This window comes from Acaryochloris marina S15 (assembly GCF_018336915.1).
GTDB classification, from domain to species: Bacteria; Cyanobacteriota; Cyanobacteriia; order Thermosynechococcales; family Thermosynechococcaceae; genus Acaryochloris; species Acaryochloris marina_A.
Genome location: NZ_CP064921.1, coordinates 16,860 through 35,984 on the forward strand (window position 1 = coordinate 16,860; position 19,125 = coordinate 35,984).

The 19,125-nt window shown below is 44.2% G+C and carries 15 protein-coding genes; 8 read left to right on the forward strand and 7 right to left on the reverse strand.

Features of this window, described 5'->3' with window-relative positions; all coding sequences use genetic code 11:
* Positions 1-2,252 precede the first annotated feature (2,252 nt).
* The 6 genes from I1H34_RS00050 to I1H34_RS00075 all read right to left on the reverse strand — a co-directional run bounded on the left by I1H34_RS00050 (position 2,253) and on the right by I1H34_RS00075 (position 8,978).
* Positions 2,253-2,648 carry a RidA family protein gene (locus I1H34_RS00050; RefSeq protein ID WP_212661578.1) on the reverse strand — a complete coding sequence of 132 codons (396 nt, stop codon included), beginning with the start codon at positions 2,646-2,648 and terminating at the stop codon, positions 2,253-2,255.
* A 111-nt stretch (positions 2,649-2,759) separates the two neighbouring features.
* Complete coding sequence (locus I1H34_RS00055; protein ID WP_212661579.1) at positions 2,760-3,665, reverse strand: helix-turn-helix domain-containing protein; 906 nt, start codon at positions 3,663-3,665, stop codon at positions 2,760-2,762.
* A 234-nt stretch (positions 3,666-3,899) separates the two neighbouring features.
* Positions 3,900-4,481 carry an Npun_F5749 family FMN-dependent PPOX-type flavoprotein gene (locus I1H34_RS00060; RefSeq protein ID WP_212661580.1) on the reverse strand — a complete coding sequence of 194 codons (582 nt, stop codon included), beginning with the start codon at positions 4,479-4,481 and terminating at the stop codon, positions 3,900-3,902.
* 305 nt (positions 4,482-4,786) lie between these two features.
* Positions 4,787-6,199, reverse strand: a complete 1,413-nt coding sequence (locus I1H34_RS00065; RefSeq protein WP_212661581.1) for an MATE family efflux transporter — start codon at positions 6,197-6,199, stop codon at positions 4,787-4,789.
* Positions 6,200-6,801: 602 nt separating this feature from the next.
* Positions 6,802-7,410, reverse strand: coding sequence for a short chain dehydrogenase (locus I1H34_RS00070; RefSeq protein ID WP_212661582.1), 609 nt, complete (start codon positions 7,408-7,410; stop codon positions 6,802-6,804).
* A 236-nt stretch (positions 7,411-7,646) separates the two neighbouring features.
* Positions 7,647-8,978 (reverse strand): IS4 family transposase, encoded by a 1,332-nt coding sequence (locus tag I1H34_RS00075; protein WP_212661618.1) that lies wholly within the window; start codon positions 8,976-8,978, stop codon positions 7,647-7,649.
* Positions 8,979-9,699: 721 nt separating this feature from the next.
* On the opposite strand from I1H34_RS00075, the gene ltrA reads away from it, so the two are divergent.
* Complete coding sequence (gene ltrA / locus I1H34_RS00080; protein ID WP_249369189.1) at positions 9,700-11,574, forward strand: group II intron reverse transcriptase/maturase; 1,875 nt, start codon at positions 9,700-9,702, stop codon at positions 11,572-11,574.
* 314 nt (positions 11,575-11,888) lie between these two features.
* Here ltrA and I1H34_RS00085 read toward each other — a convergent pair whose 3' ends face one another.
* The gene (locus I1H34_RS00085; RefSeq protein ID WP_212661583.1) at positions 11,889-12,785 is read right to left on the reverse strand and encodes a LysR family transcriptional regulator; all 897 of its coding nucleotides are present in this window, start codon (positions 12,783-12,785) and stop codon (positions 11,889-11,891) included.
* A 271-nt stretch (positions 12,786-13,056) separates the two neighbouring features.
* Here I1H34_RS00085 and I1H34_RS00090 point away from each other — a divergent pair, with 271 nt between their 5' ends.
* The 7 genes from I1H34_RS00090 to I1H34_RS00120 all read left to right on the forward strand — a co-directional run bounded on the left by I1H34_RS00090 (position 13,057) and on the right by I1H34_RS00120 (position 18,704).
* On the forward strand, positions 13,057-13,647 hold the full coding sequence (locus tag I1H34_RS00090) for an NADPH-dependent FMN reductase (RefSeq protein WP_212661584.1): 591 nt from the start codon (positions 13,057-13,059) through the stop codon (positions 13,645-13,647).
* A 73-nt stretch (positions 13,648-13,720) separates the two neighbouring features.
* On the forward strand, positions 13,721-14,308 hold the full coding sequence (locus tag I1H34_RS00095; RefSeq protein ID WP_212661585.1) for an isochorismatase family protein: 588 nt from the start codon (positions 13,721-13,723) through the stop codon (positions 14,306-14,308).
* A 112-nt stretch (positions 14,309-14,420) separates the two neighbouring features.
* Positions 14,421-14,984, forward strand: coding sequence for a nuclear transport factor 2 family protein (locus I1H34_RS00100; protein WP_212661586.1), 564 nt, complete (start codon positions 14,421-14,423; stop codon positions 14,982-14,984).
* Positions 14,985-15,006: 22 nt separating this feature from the next.
* Positions 15,007-15,876, forward strand: coding sequence for an alpha/beta fold hydrolase (locus tag I1H34_RS00105; protein WP_212661587.1), 870 nt, complete (start codon positions 15,007-15,009; stop codon positions 15,874-15,876).
* Between the two features lie 31 nt (positions 15,877-15,907).
* Positions 15,908-16,777 (forward strand): alpha/beta fold hydrolase, encoded by an 870-nt coding sequence (locus I1H34_RS00110; RefSeq protein WP_212661588.1) that lies wholly within the window; start codon positions 15,908-15,910, stop codon positions 16,775-16,777.
* Positions 16,778-16,973: 196 nt separating this feature from the next.
* Entirely contained in the window at positions 16,974-17,237 is a 264-nt protein-coding gene (locus I1H34_RS00115; RefSeq protein ID WP_212661589.1) for an antibiotic biosynthesis monooxygenase family protein, read from the forward strand.
* A 135-nt stretch (positions 17,238-17,372) separates the two neighbouring features.
* Positions 17,373-18,704 carry an IS4 family transposase gene (locus I1H34_RS00120; RefSeq protein ID WP_212661620.1) on the forward strand — a complete coding sequence of 444 codons (1,332 nt, stop codon included), beginning with the start codon at positions 17,373-17,375 and terminating at the stop codon, positions 18,702-18,704.
* Positions 18,705-19,125: the final 421 nt, after the last annotated feature.

Genomic DNA, 19,125 nt, shown 5'->3' on the forward strand with positions numbered 1-19,125 from the left:
ACTTTACCACCTGTAAATGATTCCGAGTTTTCTTACTCTGCAATGATTTGAGGAACCATAGCTGTTGCCATTGACCATTTAGTTCTACGGTTCTCAGTACAGCTAAGGTGTGACTTTCTCGTTTAGACCAGCTCATCCCCTTCTTCTTCTGGCAAAACTTGCTAGTAAGACATTGTCGTAGTCATCAATGAGTACAATTTTGGCTTTGACAAAAAGAGATTATTTCCAATCTGAGTGGAGTAAAGTCACTGTAAAATCTCTAAAACTCAGGCAGGGAAAGTTAACCCGGAATCATTTACAGGTGAGCTTTGATTGAGGTCCCCGACTACAAATATGCAAGTGGGGCAAGACAAATGTCTCAAACTTCTCAAGAATTAAGAATCTTGGAATCCATCTATGGGTCTGAGTTTGAAGCATTTGCACTTCTAAAGAACAACAAACTAAAAGGCCGGAGTCATTTTAGTTTGTGCAAGTGGAATGCTATGTAGAGAAAGGATTTTAGACAAATTCACTCATGGAATAAAAACCCAAATGAGTTGTTAGAGAAAAAATTGCAAGTATGAAAGGCTATTTTGAGCTAAGTAGCTAGCCTCAAAAAGTAGAGTTATCTTACTTTTCTATAAGTCAATCAAAATAGCCCTTATGCATTAGACTTACAATACATCTCAAGCAGAATCTATAAATAGTTTATATCCAGTTAATTTAGTAAATATCCATCAAGATATTTTAGTTTACTTACTCAACTTAAATATTTATTCTGGTTTTGATATGCTACAGTTACCTCAGCAAGTGCCATCACATCTAAACCAATATCTAAATTTTCAAGATGGCAGTTAGAATTCCATATACGGTGTTATTTTTCTGTTAGTGACTGAGTTGTCTTGAACATACTAATTTATTTGACTTTGTTTTTAAAATAAAGAAGTATTGTTAGTTACCAACTTCATCTTGATGCTCCGTAAGTGAATAAGTCTCTTTCACTTGATTGGGATATGTATAGAGTGCGTTGTAGCTTGAGTTGTTGGTGCTTGTTGATACCTAGTCCTTCAATCACTGTATTTTACCGTTTTGCTCGAAAGCTCGGTAATAAGTTCTCTGTATTTGTTTAATTCTCAATGACTTCAGTTGAATAAGTTATAGGAGGTGAGTTTTAGTACTTTTAACCTCAAGAATTACATACCTATCTATAGGCAGTATCAAGGTGCAGACATGAAAAAATCAACAATCTCTAAATGTAGAAGACAATTCTCGCTGACTTTCAGCGGACTACTTTTTTTTACCGCAACAGCTAGTATATTTGTAACCCCTGAAGCAGCATCAGCTCACACGAAGTACCGTACGGTGTGTGCAGGTTACTCAGCAAAAGGTCCGTATGGGTGTAGTAGAGTCAAGACTCCACACAAGCACCAACCACCAAAACCACCAAGACGACCAACAACAACAAAACCAACAACAAAACCAACAACAAAAACACCTATTGGTTGCCTCAATACTGGGTTCGACCACTTAGGCCGCAGGTGTCGCTAGTCTTAGTACAAGATAAAAAGCTTGAAAAATTGATAGAGATGGGGATTTACTAGTACTCAACTCATTTCGAGTTTTATTCCATGGGATAAAGCCCGAAATGAGTTGCAGGAATTGAGAGTCCAGAGTAATGTTGCAGCCTCAACTGAGATTTTTGCTGGGTTAACATTGGAGAGGGACTTTATCAATCAGGTTCTGAGGAAAGAAATCATGCAGTAATGGCTTTCCAATAGCAACAGAAAAATTTAGCCTGTAGACAAAGAATCAAGCCGTAAGAGCTAGTTATAATAAGCTTTTCAAGACTTCTCGTTTTTGGTGTCGTTGCTCTCAGAATAGCCGGTACTGAATATATCCTACTGTCCGATCTTTACCTGTAAATGGAACAGTGTAAACCCATACTTCTTTCCCCATAAGGGTTTCAAGGTAGAAGCTCATAATTGCCCAAACATCTTAAATGGGACAGTTTGATCCCTACCGGCTAAATTTTTCCGTTGCTATTGGAAAGCCTTGTAGCTCTTTGCCAGGCCTCAAACGACCGAAGCTGTATTTAGGGGCAGCTTAAACCCATAAGCTATGAATACCAAAGGTTCTAGCCATTCTCATTAAATATTATTTATTGAGAATATTGTTGACTTATAAACGCTGTAACGACCAAAATTGGTTAATTACTATAGTGCATTTATACTAAATTGCCCCATATCGCAGCTTCAGTCGTTTGAGGTCAAGAACTAACAAAAAGCGATTGCTTCGACTTCCACGAGAGTTTCTGGAGAAGCCAGAGAAGCAACTCCAATGCATGTTATGGCAGGACGTGATTCGCCAAAGAAATTAGCTAAAATAGGCATAATTTCGTTTGAGTATTCACCAAATTCGCCTCGAATATAAATACGAGCTCGCAATAATTTATCGATTGATGACCCCGCATTTTCCAAGGCAATTGCCAAATTAGCGAGTGCCTTTCGCATCTGACCTTCAACAGACTGTTCTGTCGTTTCATATTGATGATTCCAATCTACTTGACCAGAGAGAAAAATAAGTCCCGATTGAGTCTCGATCGTAGCTTGGGACATACCATATGGAGCACCATCAAACAATTCTGGGGGATTGATTAGTTTTTTATTCATCTTGATTTTCTAAATGTACTTGCAAGGTTGACAATTATGATTATGCAAAAAGTAAGGAGGTAAAAACTTGTATATTTTGCTGATTTCAGGACATTCTGATGATTAGTTTGATTATCTTTGTTGTTGCAGTTGTCTGGGAGATACACCTAGCAGTTTTTTCATGTGGCGACTGAGGTGACTTTGGTCGTAAAAACCAACGCTAATTGCTACATCGGCGATCGCCATATCTTGTTTGAGCAACAACTTTTTGGCACGATCGATTCTTTGCTGAGTTAAGAATTGATAGGGAGATTGTCCCGTACTTTGACGAAACAAATGAGAAAAGTGCGACTGACTTAGTTTTACAGAACTGGCTAATTCACCCAAGGAAATATCATTTGCCAGATAAGTATCAATATAATCAGTTACCTGTTTGAGTTTATAAAGAGGTAGTCCACCTGTATATTCCGCTACCTTAGCTCTTGAGGTACTGTAATGTCTTAATAGATGTACGGCTAGCATATTGCTAAGAGACTCAATATACATTTGATTGCCAGATTGAGTGTGAGCAATCTCTTGCTGAAACAACATTGCTAAATTGTGTAGATGAGAGTCGTGTTTATTTAAAACGGGTAAAATTTCTACACTATCGGCGTTAGCAAAATCATTTTCTAAGGCAATTTTCCGTAGAAAATCTGGCGCAATCTCGAAGCTCAAGCTCAAGCATTCATCAGAGTCTTCCCACGACCAAAAACCATTGTATGAACTAGGCTTGAGGCATATAGCGCCCCGTTTCGTTTCACCAGTATATTCGCGATCTCCAATTCGAGTAATTTGCTGTAAGTGACTATCACTCAACAAATAATACAGCCAATGATGATTGGTAGAAGCTACTTCTTTTTGATTGTCAGGATCAACATGATGAGAAACAATAAAGTTTCCTTGATGAGCAATTTTTTGAGCAACAATCCCACGATTTATGTTGTTAGGATCGACAACTGTTAGCGGTAGACTTTCATCAGCTTCTCGATTTCTCATTTTGATAATTTCTCAATAGACTTGTCCGAATATTTATATAATTAAAAATTCTATATAGCGTTGAGATAGCAAACGAACAGAAAACAACACTGAACGTATAGCTAGAAATATTTACTTAGAATTATCTGGATACTGTGCGTACTGGTTGACTGATGAAACAATATCAAAATATCTGGAAGGTGAAATAGAAATTGGACAAATAGCATAACCCCTGAATCTATGACCTATAGTCCCTCAAGGATTAACCCATTGGCTCGACCAGGTAGTATCTGTTTCTAACTGGTAAATACAGCGTTGGTGCGGATCGCTTCTTAATTTTAAATGGTCTACTTTTTGGGGAACTAATAACAACAAGCCGAAAGTATCTGGGGGCAGAATAGGATCAGGTGGTTCGATATCAAAGGTTGACTGGTCCGCTGTTGGTTGTCCTGGATCTGACCAAGCAAATTGCGATCGCGCCGCGTCAGAAAGCTCTTGCCAGGCTATGTTACGGGCTTTAAGTAAATCTGAATCTTTATCTTGAGCTTTCACCAAGCGTAGAACACCTTGAATCCGAAACTGTTCGCGGGTTTCGGTAAAATACCAGCATATTTCCCCTACTGCTTGCCGTTCAATATCTTGAACCTTAGCACTACGGACATCGATAACAATTTTTAGGCTATTGCTATCGTCTTCTAAAAAACCCCGAAACACTAGCGTACGGTTACTAGGATAGCCCGCTGGGGTTACGGTAGCTAGCTGAAAGAAACGAGAATAGGGGTTGAAACGATTGCCGTCAATGGCACTGGATAAATGCGATCTATAGGGAGGAATCATAACAGTTGATAACGAACAATGGACAATGAAAAACGATTTTTGTCTTAGGGTAAGTTCGACAATATTAGAAATTAACAGAAGGCAACGATCGCAATTCTTTCGGTTCTAATAGCAAACAGGTTGTCATTATTTAAGTTTGTAGTCTGGCTATAATGTGATTACTTTAACGACAGCCAATACATCTTGAAGAATAGTCAGCCTCAGCAAACGCATAGCGAATCTGACCAGACTCCTCTATGACATAGGTGGTGGGCATCAGTAGCTTATAGCTATCGTCACCATTGCTGTCGGGAATAACAATTCACCTATATTACGAGAGCATCGGGTCCTGAACTACGCTCGTCACTGGAAGCAATTATCAGTTGAGTTAATCGCGTAAACCGCCATGTAAATAGGATACTCGCAAACACAACTCCAATAGTCTGTCCTATCCATAAGCCAATACTTCCTAGCTGTAATGTGAATCCTAATACATAGCTTCCACTTAGACCCACAACCCAAAAAGAAAGGCCACTGAGTAACATTGGCACCTGAGTATCTTGAAGACCATACAGTGCTCCCATTGCAACTCGCTGAACTCCATCAAATAATTGAGATAAAGCAACAATATATAGCATTGGCAATGCAATGAGAATAGTGCTTAAATTTTCAGGATTATTAACATCTATAAATATGCTAATTATCTGCTTAGGAAAGCTCACTAATATAACTGCAGTAGAAAGCATTAGAAGTGAAACAGCTACAATAGCAATATATCCTGCCAGACGTGCGCTTCTAAAATCTTTTTTTCCCACCCATTGTCCTACCCGTGCCGTTACTGCGTAGGACATTCCTAAAGGAATCATGAAAAGAAGAAGCATTGTTTGATAAACAATATGATGCGCAGCTAGGACTTGAGCACCTAAAAGTCCCATGAAAAAAGTGATTATTGCGAACAACCCATACTCCAACGCAAGCGTTACGGCAATGCCACTCCCAATACGTATTAAACGTAAAATTAATGAAGGACTAATATGAACAAAATCGTTTAAGAAATTATATTTTTTCAAGTCTGCTTGTTTCAAGGTATAAGCTAAGAAAATAGCAAACATTAACCAAAAACTTAATCCACTGGCTAAGCCGAAGCCCGCTAGTTCCATTCTTGGAAACGAAAATTTCCCAAATCCTAAGACATAATTTCCCGTTATATTGAATATTGTTCCAATAATGACAATGGGAGTAACAATATGAGCATGGGCAAGAGCCGAGACATATCCTCGTAACATGGCAAAACCTAAGGCTGGAAAAATTCCCCATAAAATCCATTTTAGATAAGGATTCGCCAGTGAAATAATATCCAAAGGTTGCTGAAATAAAGACAGAAATGATTCCAAATTTCCAACTAATATCATTAAGGGGACTGCCAAGAAAATCGATAGCCATAGACCCTGGCGTGCAATATGTGAGATTTTCTGGGTTTGGCGCGCCCCATATGCTTCCGCAACTAAAGGGCTAACAGCCATGACCAGACCGCTGAAAGTGTTCAGGATCAATTGAAACGTTGTTGCTGCTAAACCACCTGCTGCTAAGCTCTCGATACTTAAATGCCCCATCATAATCGTGTCCACGAAGCCAACGGCAGCCTGAGCAATTTGTGCACACGCTAACGGGACAGATAGTTTCAAAAATTCTTTTACCTCAAGGCTAATACTCGATTTATTGATTACATTGCTGGTCATTACTGTAGATTCTTGATAAACAGTTTAGAAAATTTTTGACTACCCAAATCACAAATAGTGGTCTGTACAAAACTGCCAGGATTGGCTGATCAGAATGAGAGTGTCTGCAAAATGTTGATATTCTTTTAGCTCAAACCTTGGCTCATAATGGCTCGAAACTCTTTAAGTTGTTTTTGAAGCTGGTGATAGCCATAGTTAATATGTCTCCAAAGAAGTAGATTGTTCAAGATTATGGAAGGTTCAGGACCTTTCATTTTTTATCGAGCGTCACCCTAGCCGTAAGAGATAATTTGGGTAAGACTCAATTGCCTCGATCTACAACCGTGCGTTTATATATACTCAGAACGAGTTGAAAGTTTACTTTCTTCATGAGCTTCAAATCCCTTGTTAGAGAGAGTTGTAGCTCAATCTAAAATGTTAAGCCCTCAGCCGTTGGCAGTATAACTGTCTAGATTTACTGCATGAATCCAGGCAGTTGACTAATCCATTTTTCCTTGGCTTGTTGCGGTTGGACTATAGGTTGAAACTATCGTAACTGCCATAAACTGATATTGTTTGAAAGGTGGTTAGACATCCAAAAGAGTAAGCTTTGTTGACGCTTATTAGGCATCAACAAAGAGAACTTCTCCAGTAATAAACCCATCAACAGAGCGTTCAAAGGCTTTGCCAACCAATTTCCCAGGAACAGGTTGAAAACCTGGCATTATCTCACCGTATACATCCCAAGCCTCTACCAGAACCGTGGGATTGACGACATTGATACGGATTCCTCTAGGCATCTCATAGGCGACACACTTCACAAAAGTGTCTATTGCACCGCTAGTCGTTGCATCTGCAATTGCAAATGGAATCGGTTTAGTATTCAAAATGCCGCTAATAAGCGTAAATGATCCAGCGTCCGCAATATACTCTTGTCCGATTCGGACTAAGTTAATTTGTCCCATCATCTTACTCATCACAGTAGTCATCCACTGCTGTTCTGTCATGTCTACGAACATCTCATATTCACAGAATCCAACAGTATTCACAACAGCATCAAAGCCGCTGACTGCTTGGTATAGTGCCCTGATGGATTCTTCACTTGTGATGTCAACTTTGTAGTCACAACCTTCGCCAGAGCGGGAGGCTGTGATAACACGATGCTTACCTAAGCCCGTTAGTGCAGCCTGTCCCATTTTGCCATTGGCACCAATCAGAATTACCGTTTTCATTGTTTTAGTTTCCTTTAGATTTTGTTTCGGTTGTGAGATCAGCTCTTAACTAGAGTACATCAAGACTGACCTATATGTATGTAGATAATATAGCCAAAAAATATACTGCTCAACTTAATCGTGAATGGAAACATCAAGACTCATTGAACAGCTAGATGATAGGCTTGAGGTTATTTTTCTACCTATATATAGGTAGTCTACAATGAGTTGCTAAACGATGCAAGGGGTAATGGGGGCTACGGTGTACACATAAGTCGATTTTGAGCTATTTCCCATGCAAAGAACATCGTCTCAAACCGTTTCAGGCCATGGGTTAGCGTTGCTGTACCTGGAGGTCTTTGAGACTGATACCCCTTCCATCCACCCAGGCGAGCAACAATCCAAGTTGCCCAGGCCAAGGAGTTAATCGGATAAGGATTTTGTAGCTTTGTAGTTTTACCTTGGACTGTGGGGGCAATTTGTTTCAGGTATTGCTGCTGTTCATCGGTAAAAGTGATAGATGCAGGCCATTGTGGCTCGTCTCGTCCTTCCACCATTTGCAATGTCGCAACCGCAACAGATAAGGCTAAGACGGTGAGGCGCTGAATTGCTTCACCTGATTCGAGTTGTGTCGATTCAAGATCTAAACCAGTCTTTTTTAGTTGGGCAAAAAGCCGCTCAATTCTCCACCTGAATTTGTACCATTCCAGGATTTGTAGCGCTTGCTCAAGGGATTCCACCGTGTGAGTGGTCAATAAGCGCCAATGAATCGGTTTCTGACCTTTGGGCGTTGTCTGTTCTTCCGCTTCGATGGCATACAGTTGAATACTCGGTGGATAGTCCAATTCCTTTAAATGCTCAGGTCGTTGAATTTTGACTGGAGCACAGCGGATCAGTAGCTTTGCATCTCTCGCCATCCGCTGAGTACGGGATTCGTACTCAATCGTAATCGTGGTAAATCCAATCCCCCATTGTGATTTGAGATATCCATAGAGTGATTTGGATTGACCTAGCAGACGACGGTCTTGACGAACCCTGACTAGGAGATGATTGAATGCATCAGGCACCGTTGCCCACTCTTCATACAAGTCCGATTCTCGGTCACCGATATGAGTGACCAGGCTAGCCCCTCCTGTCTTCAAACAGTGTTGACTTCGCTCAGCAGATGCTAACCATTTGAAGGATTCTTTCTCTTCAATCGGGAGATTGTTATACCCACCTCTATCTTTGACCGTTGGACGATTCGAGTCACGAGTCCATAGTTGAACAGTGCTCAATCCAAGCGGGAAACCAGTAGCTGCATCTAAGGCTAGGGTGGGGTGAATAAAAAAGCCCACATCACGATCATTACCGACGACACCCAATTCTTCTGTTTTGATGCGTCCAGAATGAGACTGCAAGTTGATCTCACTAGTGTCACTGATCGCTAAAATATGTCGCTCTTCTACCTGTTGCTGGCAGTGGTCACTGAGGCTTTTGACCAGTTCAGATATAGACACGTTCTCATTCTCTAAGAAGCGGTAGTAGCCCACTTGCTCTGCGCGGCCTTGGCTGATTTGACGGATGCTTACGCTCTGATGGTGATGAATGGCATCGAATAATGAAGCCCCCTTTTGAGCAAACGAAGGTCTCCAAAGGTAGTTCCATTAATCAGTTCTTCGTGCACCAAAATAGGATTTTTCATATCTATGAGGATGCTCTATACGACTTCACTACAGTCTAATTCAGACTTGTGTGTACACCGTAGGTAATGGGGGTTACCCCCTGACTGCCTGACATAAGTACCTCAAAGCCTTTAGATACATAGCTTTTGGATGCTGAATAGCAGGGTGTATAAGGCCACAAACGACCGGTGCGATGTAGCAAGCTAAGTGTGAAAGGAGGAATCAACTTCTAATCAATGAGTGGAGATGAATATCTCTCAGCAGAATCTGTCCTGCTGTCCCCACGTAAAGGAGTCTCTGACTCTGGTCACGTTGGTAGTAAGTAATGAATCCAACGGAATGCAGACCACGAAAGAATCCTAACCTGACAGCCTAAGTCGGGAAAGGGCAAGGGGAAGCCTGAAAGGGTTAAGACAACTGAATCGTCGATTAAGCTTCGTCATTGAGGAATGAGTGAAATCAGGCTGACACACTCAAACCAAAAGGTGTATGGGTGGTTCAACGGCTCGGTCGTCCGTTGAACGACAGACCATAATCCCATCGGAGTATAGACGGAACCCGCCCCAGGCGCATCTCACACACTTGGAACTACAGTAAGCCCGATGGATTCTCTGGTGATTTCAGCAGAGTAGGCAAACCGTAAGGGATGCACAATCATCCAGCGGGTAAAGGATGTCAGAGAAAGCAAAAGCTCCTGGTAATGCGGGAGATAGGGGTTCTGACTTTGCCCCACATCGAAAGATGGCTGACTTCTGACGGGTCTTCGACGATAAACCAACGCAAGGGAACCGTATCCATTGTGAAAGATAGAGTCCATCTGGACATCGGAGCAAGGAAGCCTCTTGAGTACTGGACCTCCATCAACTGGGGGCTAGTCAAGAAACGGGTTAGGAATCTGAGGCAGCGAATTTATCGTGCGACTCAAAACGGTCAGTGGAATCGGGTCAGAAGCCTAATGAAACTGATGTTACGCAGCTACTCCAACCTGCTGCTGTCTGTGCGAAAGATGACTCAAGAGAATCAGGGTAAAAATACCGCTGGCCTGGATGGTCAGACGGCTCAAACCTCTGAACAACGAGTCCAACTGGTTAACCGATTGCAAGACCATTCTCTCTGGCAGGTTCACCCGACCAAACGGGTATACATTCCTAAATCGAATGGGAAATTGAGGCCGCTAGGAATTCCGGCAATCGAAAATCGAATCGCACAAATGGTGGTCAAGAATGCATTAGAACCGCATTGGGAAGCCCGTTTCGAGGGTCATAGCTATGGTTTTCGCCCTGGCCGTAATTGTCATGACGCTCTTGAGCAATGCTTTTTACGACTTAGACATGGCTGTGACACCTGGGTGCTTGATGCAGATCTAAAAGGTGCATTCGACCATTTGAGTCACCAATGTATCCTTGATACCATAGGCCTAGTGCCTGGTCGAGGGTTAATCAAACAATGGCTCAAAGCAGGTTATGTAGAAGCTGAGATGTTTCATGCCACCACTGAAGGTACTCCCCAAGGTGGTGCAATCTCGCCTCTGTTACTTAACATCGCTCTGAATGGAATGGAACAACTGTTGTTGTCAAAGACAACAACAAACGTATATCAACCCTCCAACAAAGCGAAATCTCAGTCGCCACGTAAGCGCACTTCGCCGACTTATGGCTACTGCCGATACGCTGATGACTTTGTGGTAACGGCGAAAACAAAAGCAGACATCGAAGCGGCTGTCCCGATTGTGCAGGAATGGCTTAAGCCAAGAGGGTTAGAGCTGAACTTGGAAAAGACAAAGATAGTGAATATCCAACAGGGTTTTCATTTTCTAGGATTTTCTATTCGGCACTATAAAGGTAAGTGTCTTTGTAAACCGCAAAAGGAGAAGGTCTTGACTTTCCTCCAAAACATTCGGAATTGGTTGAAGCACAACGCTTCCATCAGTCCGGCAGCGGTGATACATCACCTTAACCCGATTCTGCGTGGTTGGGGCAACTACTATAAGCATGGCGTTAGTAAAGAGGTGTTCAGCTATGTCGATAGCCAAATCTGGAGGGCGATCTGGAGATGGTGTCGCAGGCGTCACCCTAACAAAAACGGGAGATGGGTTGTTAGAAAATACTTCCGAACCTTCAAGGGACGACAGTGGACATTTGCCACAACCGTCACTGACCGGGCAGGGAATCAAAAACCGCTAGTGCTAGTGCGTTTAGCGGATGTTCCGATTCAACGTCATGTCAAGGTCAAAGGAACTGTATCCCCTGATGACCCAACTCTCAAAGATTACTGGAACCATCGCCAAACCCGATTTGGAAAAACCTATTGGGAGAAAGGCTCTAAGTACTATCAAGTTGCTCAGAACCAGCATTGGCGATGCCCAGTCTGTCACGATGCGCTATTCAATGGAGAAGCTTTGCACACTCATCACCGTAAGCAGATTAAAGAAGGAGGCAACGAGATGGCAGTGAATCTCATTCATCTTCATCAAGCTTGCCACCAACATCTGCATAAGAATGAGTTAGTTCTGAGTTGCTGAGGGCTTGAGCGGCTTGATGGGAAACTGTCACGAGCCGTTCTTAGGGGAGGGGGACACGGCGACGTGTGCCCTCTTACCCGACTAGCTGCGATATGGGGCAATTTAGTATAAATGCACTATAGTGATGAACCAATTTTGGTCGTTACAGCATTTATAAGGTGATTAAACTCTCAATAAGAAAAATATAATGAGAGTAGCCAAAACCACTGCTATTCATGGCTTACAGGTGTAATCTGGCCTAAAACGCAGCTTCCGTCGTTTTAGGCCAGATTACCATTGGTTCTCAGCCCAGACCCTATTTTTGCGACACAACCCTATAATGGGTAGCCAGCCAGCTTTTCGCTAAGAAATTGCAACAGCACTTTAACTTTTGGAGATCGCTCCTTCGTCACGGGATAAATCGCACTCAACAAAGTCGGTGTAGAATACCAATCCGTTAAGAGGGGGACTAACTGTTCTGATTGCACAGCCTGGTTGCAAAAGAAACACGGCAGTAGGCCAATTCCCAGCCCGTCCAGTACCAATTCATAGGCAATGGTCGGATCATTAATAACGCATCGTGGTGTGTGAATAATCTCTTGCTTGCCCAGTGGTCCCGACAATCTCCAGGCGTATGTCTGACGGCGAGACTTACCAGTCGCAATCGTGGCATGTTTGGGTAAATCGTGAATAGCTTTAGGGATTCCTGCTTGTTCGAGATAACTAGGACTTGCAAAGAGTTGAACGGTGGCTTTCCCAAAGGGTTGGATCCTTAGAAGAGAGTCTTCGATAGCACCAACTCTCATTGCTATATCAAAGCCATCAGTTAAGGGATTGATGGCTCTATTTTGTATTTCATGCACCAGGCGAATGTTGGGATATTGCTTAAGAAACATCGGAATGATTGCCTTGATAAAGAGGTGGGTGAAGGCACTGGGGGCACTCATTCTAAGAATGCCTGTTGGCTCAGCTTGCTGGGCCTGAATGGTCGCTTCTGCTTCTTCCACTTCAGCTGCGATGCGATCGCAATAGTCAAAATAGAGCTTGCCCACTTCAGTGGGTCGCACCACTCGGGTCGAGCGCTCTAGCAACTGCGCTTGTAAAGAGGCTTCAAGCTGCTGAATTCGTCGAGTCACCGTACTTTTGGGTAAACCTAAACGCCGAGCGGCCCCTACAAAACTCCCCTGCTTGACCACTTGTGCAAACACAAGCATGGCGTTCAGATCGGTCATTGAAAGATTGTCCCGTTTATGGAATTATCAATCCAATTAAAGCAGCTTTTTAGTCATACTGTTCCAATGTATGGTGAGCCAAGAGAAATAGTAAACCAGCAACCGTGTCAAAGGGTAATGCCAATGGCCCCCAATCATTCGATTCCGTAGAAATGAACTGAAAACAGTAAATACGTTCAAGAATTTGACTTTTGGCCTTGATATTGTTCCCTTAATTGCTATTTTTTGCCCAACTTATTGTGAGCCAAAGTGCTCAGGAAAAAAATAACTTATGTCTCACCCCATTAAATTCTTGGCATTTGCTGGAAGTGCCCGCATCGAATCCTTTAATAAAAAGCTGATCAACGTCGCTGTTGAGGGGGCCACATCGGCTGGAATCGATGTAACGGTTTTGGACCTCATTGATTATCCGATGCCCTTGTTTAATGAGGATTTAGAAGCCAAAGATGGTCTCCCCGATTCAGTACTTCGGTTTAAAGCCCTCCTGAAAAGTCATCAGGGCTTCCTGATCGCCTGTCCCGAGTACAACGGTTCTATTACACCACTGCTCAAAAATGCCATCGATTGGGCCTCTCGGCCTGAACCAGGGGAAGCACCGATGGCCCTCAGTTGCTTCAAAGGCAAAGTTGCGGCCCTTCTCGCCACCTCTCCTGGCGGACTAGGAGGACTGCGGGGACTGGTCCATGTGCGCGCCATTTTAGAAGGAATTGGTGTTTTCGTTATTCCTGATCAAAAGGCAATTTCGGGGGCTTATCAAGCCTTTGATGATCAGGGCCATCTTATTAATGAGAAACAGGTTAAGGCGGTCCAAGCGATCGCGCTCAAGCTTGCTGATGTAACGACAAAGTTATCGCAGTCATAAGCGCATATCAAAAAAACGATAGAGCTATCTACCTCTCCGCAAACAAGCTGATTAACCTTTAGAGCAATTCTCTATGAACTATTCAGATAAACTAACCCGAGATAATTGTGTCTTCGTCCTCGTTGATTTTTTGGATGGCTTTTTCCCAGGTATTAAAACCATCAACCATGATTTACTGCGTAAGAATGCAGAAGCCTTTACGCGCTTATCGAAGATCTTTGATCTCCCCACCATTATGCTGGGGGAAGAGGGGGGCTTTCGTGGCAACTTCTTTCCTCAAGTTGTGGCTCATGCCGACCATGCCATTCGGGTCGAACGCCATACCCCCAGCGCTTGGGATGAACCGGAGTTTCAAGACCAGCTTGCGGCGATGGGTCGCAAAAAAATAGTTCTGGGGGGCATCTCCCTTGATATTTGTACGTTACAGCTCACGATTGATTTGATCGGGGCTGGGTATGAACCCTATGTCGTCGTTGATGTGTCAGGGTCCGATACGGCTCTCAACGAAACAGCAGCCATGATGCGCATGACCCAAGCCGGAGCGGTGATGGTTTCCTGGGCCTCGATTGCCTCAGAAATCATGAAGGATTGGCAGACACCAGAAGGGCCATTGGTAGGGCAGCTTTATCAAGACTTTAGCTATTGGGGTAATCGGATCTAGCCCCACTGAGAAATAAGAGTATTGCTCCAACCCAATCGAATACATCATTCCCATGTCTTCAATGGACGAGCACGAAGTTGAATTGATTATCTTGCAGACGAGAAAAATAGATATGCTACCAATCAAACGATGGATGTTCGCTGTTGCGATCTCAATCATCGCATCCCCGACTTTCATCACCTCTACCCTAACTGTTGTAACGGCTCAAGAGGCCGACAACAAGGCATACATCACGGCTGAGAATAAGCTAGTCGTTGCCGATGAAATGGCCATTCGTCAAGTTATTGCCCGTCTCAACCATGCCCTAGATGCCTCTGATTATCCCCTTTACGCCAGTTTCTTTGCAGAGGAAGCTGTATTTACCTCGGATTTTGGCAATGCCAATGGCTCTGAGAAAATTGTCCTTGCCCTAGAAGCATCGCGGCCACTGATCACCAATAAGCGACACGTTGCCGCCAACCTGGTGATCAGTGGCGTAGGAGATCAAGCCAAAGTCACAAGCTATTTAGTGGTGTTTGAGCGGGCAGAGTCCCTCACCTATGTCGGGTCAGCTATCAACATCGACACCCTGGAGAAGCGCGATGGGCAATGGGTGGTCGTGCGCCATGAAAGCGAATTAGATCCGGCAACCCTGAAGGCAATCCAATCCGCCATGAAAGCGGAGAAAGCCCAGTAATTCCTTACAACCCATAATCACGATGCTGACCTACGATCAATTTGAACCGAAATACGCCACTGTTAATGGTGGCGTTAAGCTGCACTACCGCCGTGGTGGTCAAGGAGACATTCCTATCCTGCTGCTCCATGGCTGGATGGGAACATCACACACCTGGCGCAAGCTCGCTCCCCTATTAGCAAAAACTCATACCGTCATTGTGCCGGACATGCGTGGCTATGGAGCCAGTGACATTACCATCGACGGCTACGATGCCGTTAACTCAGCTAAAGATATGTTGGGGATTTTAGAAGCAGAAGGGTTTGCCAACGTTCATGTGATTGGACACGACATGGGCGCTTTAGTTGCCATGGCCTTTGCCGGAACATTCCCAAATATAGCCCTGACCCTGACCTATTTAGATGAGCCACTAGTGGGTTACAACCTAGATAGATTTACCACCTTTACCGAAGAATGGCACGGTGGGTTGTGGCATTTCGGCCTCCATTATGCCCCTGGCTTGGCCGAAATTCTCTACAAGGACCACGAACAAGAATTGGTTGATTATTTGATGCCGCTGATGACGGCCAACCCCGATGCAGTGACATCAGAAGATCGGAAAATCTATGCTGCTAGCATGCTTCGTGAAAACGGAATCACAGGGAATGTGGGGTGGTATCGTGCCGCGTTTGAAACAGGTCGGCAATTAAGAGCCATCGGAGAACGAAAGCTACCAATGCCTGTTCTGGCCTACGGTGGTCAGTATGGTCTACCCAGCACATTTGAGCAGATGAAGATTGTCAGTGATAACGTTACAGGCGGCATTGTTAAAGGCTGTGGTCACCTCTTGCCGGAAGAAGCCCCCGACTTTTTGGCAGAACACATGACGGCCTTTTTCCAGTCCAACGCATAAACCGGCTTATCGCATCTAAGGAATTTGGTCAATGACACAGATATATTCACAATTCAAACATCAACGGGTGACGGTTAACGGTAATATTCAAATTCACTATCGCATTGGCGGTTCAGGGGAACCTCTCTTTTTACTGCATGGCTGGCCCCAACACTCGCTCATGTGGCATATGATTGCCCCCATTCTGGCAGAACATTTTACGGTAATTGCCCCAGATTTACGCGGTGCGGGTGGTTCGTCAATTCCGACATCGGGATATGACAAGAAGACAATGGCTGAAGATATCTACCAATTGATTCAGCAGTTGGGGTATCAACAAGCATCCCTATGTGGCTACGATCTCGGTTCGGGCGTGGCCTATAGCTTAAGTGCAGCTCACCCAGAGCTGTTTAAAAAGGTAGCCTTTATGGAGTTTGGGTTGCCTGGGTTTGGCTATGAACAGGTCATGCAGGCTTCCCCCGATTGGGATGCAGGCAGTAACTGGCATCTCTCTTTTTTCACCGTGCCTCAGGTAGCTGAGTTTGCCTTTCAAGGGAAAGAGCGACAATTATTAAGCTGGTTTTTCTGGCACATTTCCAACGACGAAGCGGCAGTGAGTCCGGCTCACTTTGAAGAATATGTTCGCCAAATCTCAAAACCTGGCGCACTCCGAGCCGGGATTGAATATTACGCGGCGGTTTGGCAAGACTTAGAGGACAACAAGAAACTGGCAGAAAACCCACTGCCCATGCCAGTGCTTGCGGTGGGAGGAGAAAGCAGTAGTGGTCTTTATGTCGCGGAATTATTTAAACCAGTTGCCACCCATGTTCAAGCCGTTGTCGTTCCAGAAGCCGGTCATTGGCTAGGTGATGAAAATCCCACTGCATTAGCCTCAATTCTGACAGAGTTCTTCTTAGATTGAGTCTATCTTCCCCCATCTAGGCTCTGCCTTCGTGAATTCCTAGTGCAGCACTTCATACCAATAAGCATCAAAAAGTGTAATTTTGATCCGCTATTAAACTCTGCCAGCAAAGGGTTTTACGAATTTTATGATTATGCTTTTAGGCTCAAATTGGTATCATTCATTCTTATTCATTAAATGGAGTTCCGTGAACTTAATGATTACGTTCGTGAATGTCTTTACTGTTCATTCTGGTCAACAAGAGGTTGCCTTTGAACGGATCCATCAAATTTATACCGAGGTGGTGCAAGACCAAGTGGGTTTTGTCGATGCAACGCTCCTCAAAAGTGATGATGGCACGACGGTTACCGCAGTTGCCCATTGGGATCGAGCAGACAGAATGGCGGCCCTATGGGGTATTCCTCGGTTTCAAGACCTGCATGATCAGGTCTATAGGGCTACGGTGTACACACAAGTCTGAATTAGACTGTAGTGAAGTCGTATAGAGCATCCTCATAGATATGGAAAATCCTATTTTGGTGCACGAAGAACTGATTAATGGAACTACCTTTGGCGACCTTCGTTTGCTCAAAAGGGGGCTTCATTATTCGATGCCATTCATCACCATCAGAGCGTAAGCATCCGTCAAATCAGCCAAGGTCGCGCAGAGCAAGTGGGCTTCTATCGCTTCTTAGAGAATGAAAACGTGTCCATATCTGAGTTGGTCAAAAGCCTCTGTGACCACTGCCAGCAACAAGTCAAAGGACGACACGTTTTAGCCGTCAGTGATACAAGTGAGGTCAACTTACAATCTCATTCAGGACGCTTAAAGCTAGAAGAGTTGGGTGTTGTCGGCAATGATCGCGATGTGGGCTTTTTTATTCACCCGACCCTCGCCTTAGATGCAGGGACTGGTTTCCCGTTAGGATTGAGTGCACTTCAACTGTGGACTCGGGACCCGAATCGTCCAACCGTCAAAGATAGAGGAGGATATCAAAACCTGCCGATTGAGGAGAAAGAATCCTTCAAATGGTTAGCATCTGCTGAGCGAAGTCAACACTGTCTGAAGACAGGAGGGGCTAGCCTGGTCACTCATATCGGTGACCGAGAATCGGACTTATATGAAGAGTGGGCAACGGTTCCCGATGCATTCAATCATCTCCTAGTCAGGGTTCGTCAAGACCGTCGTCTGCTAGGTCAATCCAAATCACTCTATGGATATCTCAAATCACGGTGGGGGATTGGATTTACCACGATTACGATTGAGTACGAATCCCGTACTCAGCGGATGGCTAGAGATGCAAAGCTACTGATCCGCTGTGCTCCAGTCAAAATTCAACGACCTGAACATTTGAAGGAATTGGACTATCCACCGAGTATTCAACTGTATGCCATCGAAGCGGTAGAACAGACAACGCCCAAAGGTCAGAACCCGATTCATTGGCGCTTATTGACCACTCACACGGTGGAATCCCTTGAGCAAGCGCTACAAATTCTGGAATGGTACAAATTCAGGTGGAGAATTGAGCGGCTTTTCGCGCAACTCAAGAAGACGGGGTTAGATCTTGAATCGACGCAACTCGAATCGGGTGAAGCAATTCAGCGCCTCACCGTCTTAGCCTTATCGGTTGCGATTGCGACATTGCAAATGGTGGAAGGACGAGACGAGCCACAATGGCCTGCATCTATCACTTTTACCGATGAACAGCAGCAATACCTGAAACAAATTGCCCCCACAGTCCAAGGTAAAACTACAAAGCTACAAAATCCTTATCCGATTAACTCCTTGGCCTGGGCAACTTGGATTGTTGCCCGCCTGGGTGGATGGAAGGGGTATCAGTCTCAAAGACCTCCAGGCACAGCAACGCTAACCCATGGCCTAAAACGGTTTGAGACGATGTTCTTTGCATGGGAAATAGCTCAAAACCGACTTATGTGTACACCGTAGGTCTATAGGGATGCGATCTCAAAGGTAGATCCCCATGTCTATGGGACTACTGTTGTTGTTACAGCCAATTCATAAGACCTCACTGCTTTGTCGAGTGCACCCTTTAAAGGCATCTCTCTGACGGTCGGTTTAAGTCTCGTGAGCTTAATCCGTCAGTAACTAACCTCTGTCACACCTTCCGCAAGTACCTCCACCATCAAGCGGCTTGGGAAGTCAATAGAATTTGCGATCGCAGGAATTGCAGTCAGCGAACTGTTCATCGAGAACCTGAGCGGTAATGCAACACAGACCAACTTTGAAGCATTTTATAACATCCCAATCACTCCGAATATTCGCATCACTCCCCTAATTTAAGTAATTACTAACCCTGGCAATCAAGCTGCAAACGGCACGATTATTACGGGCACTGTTCGAACGGTCT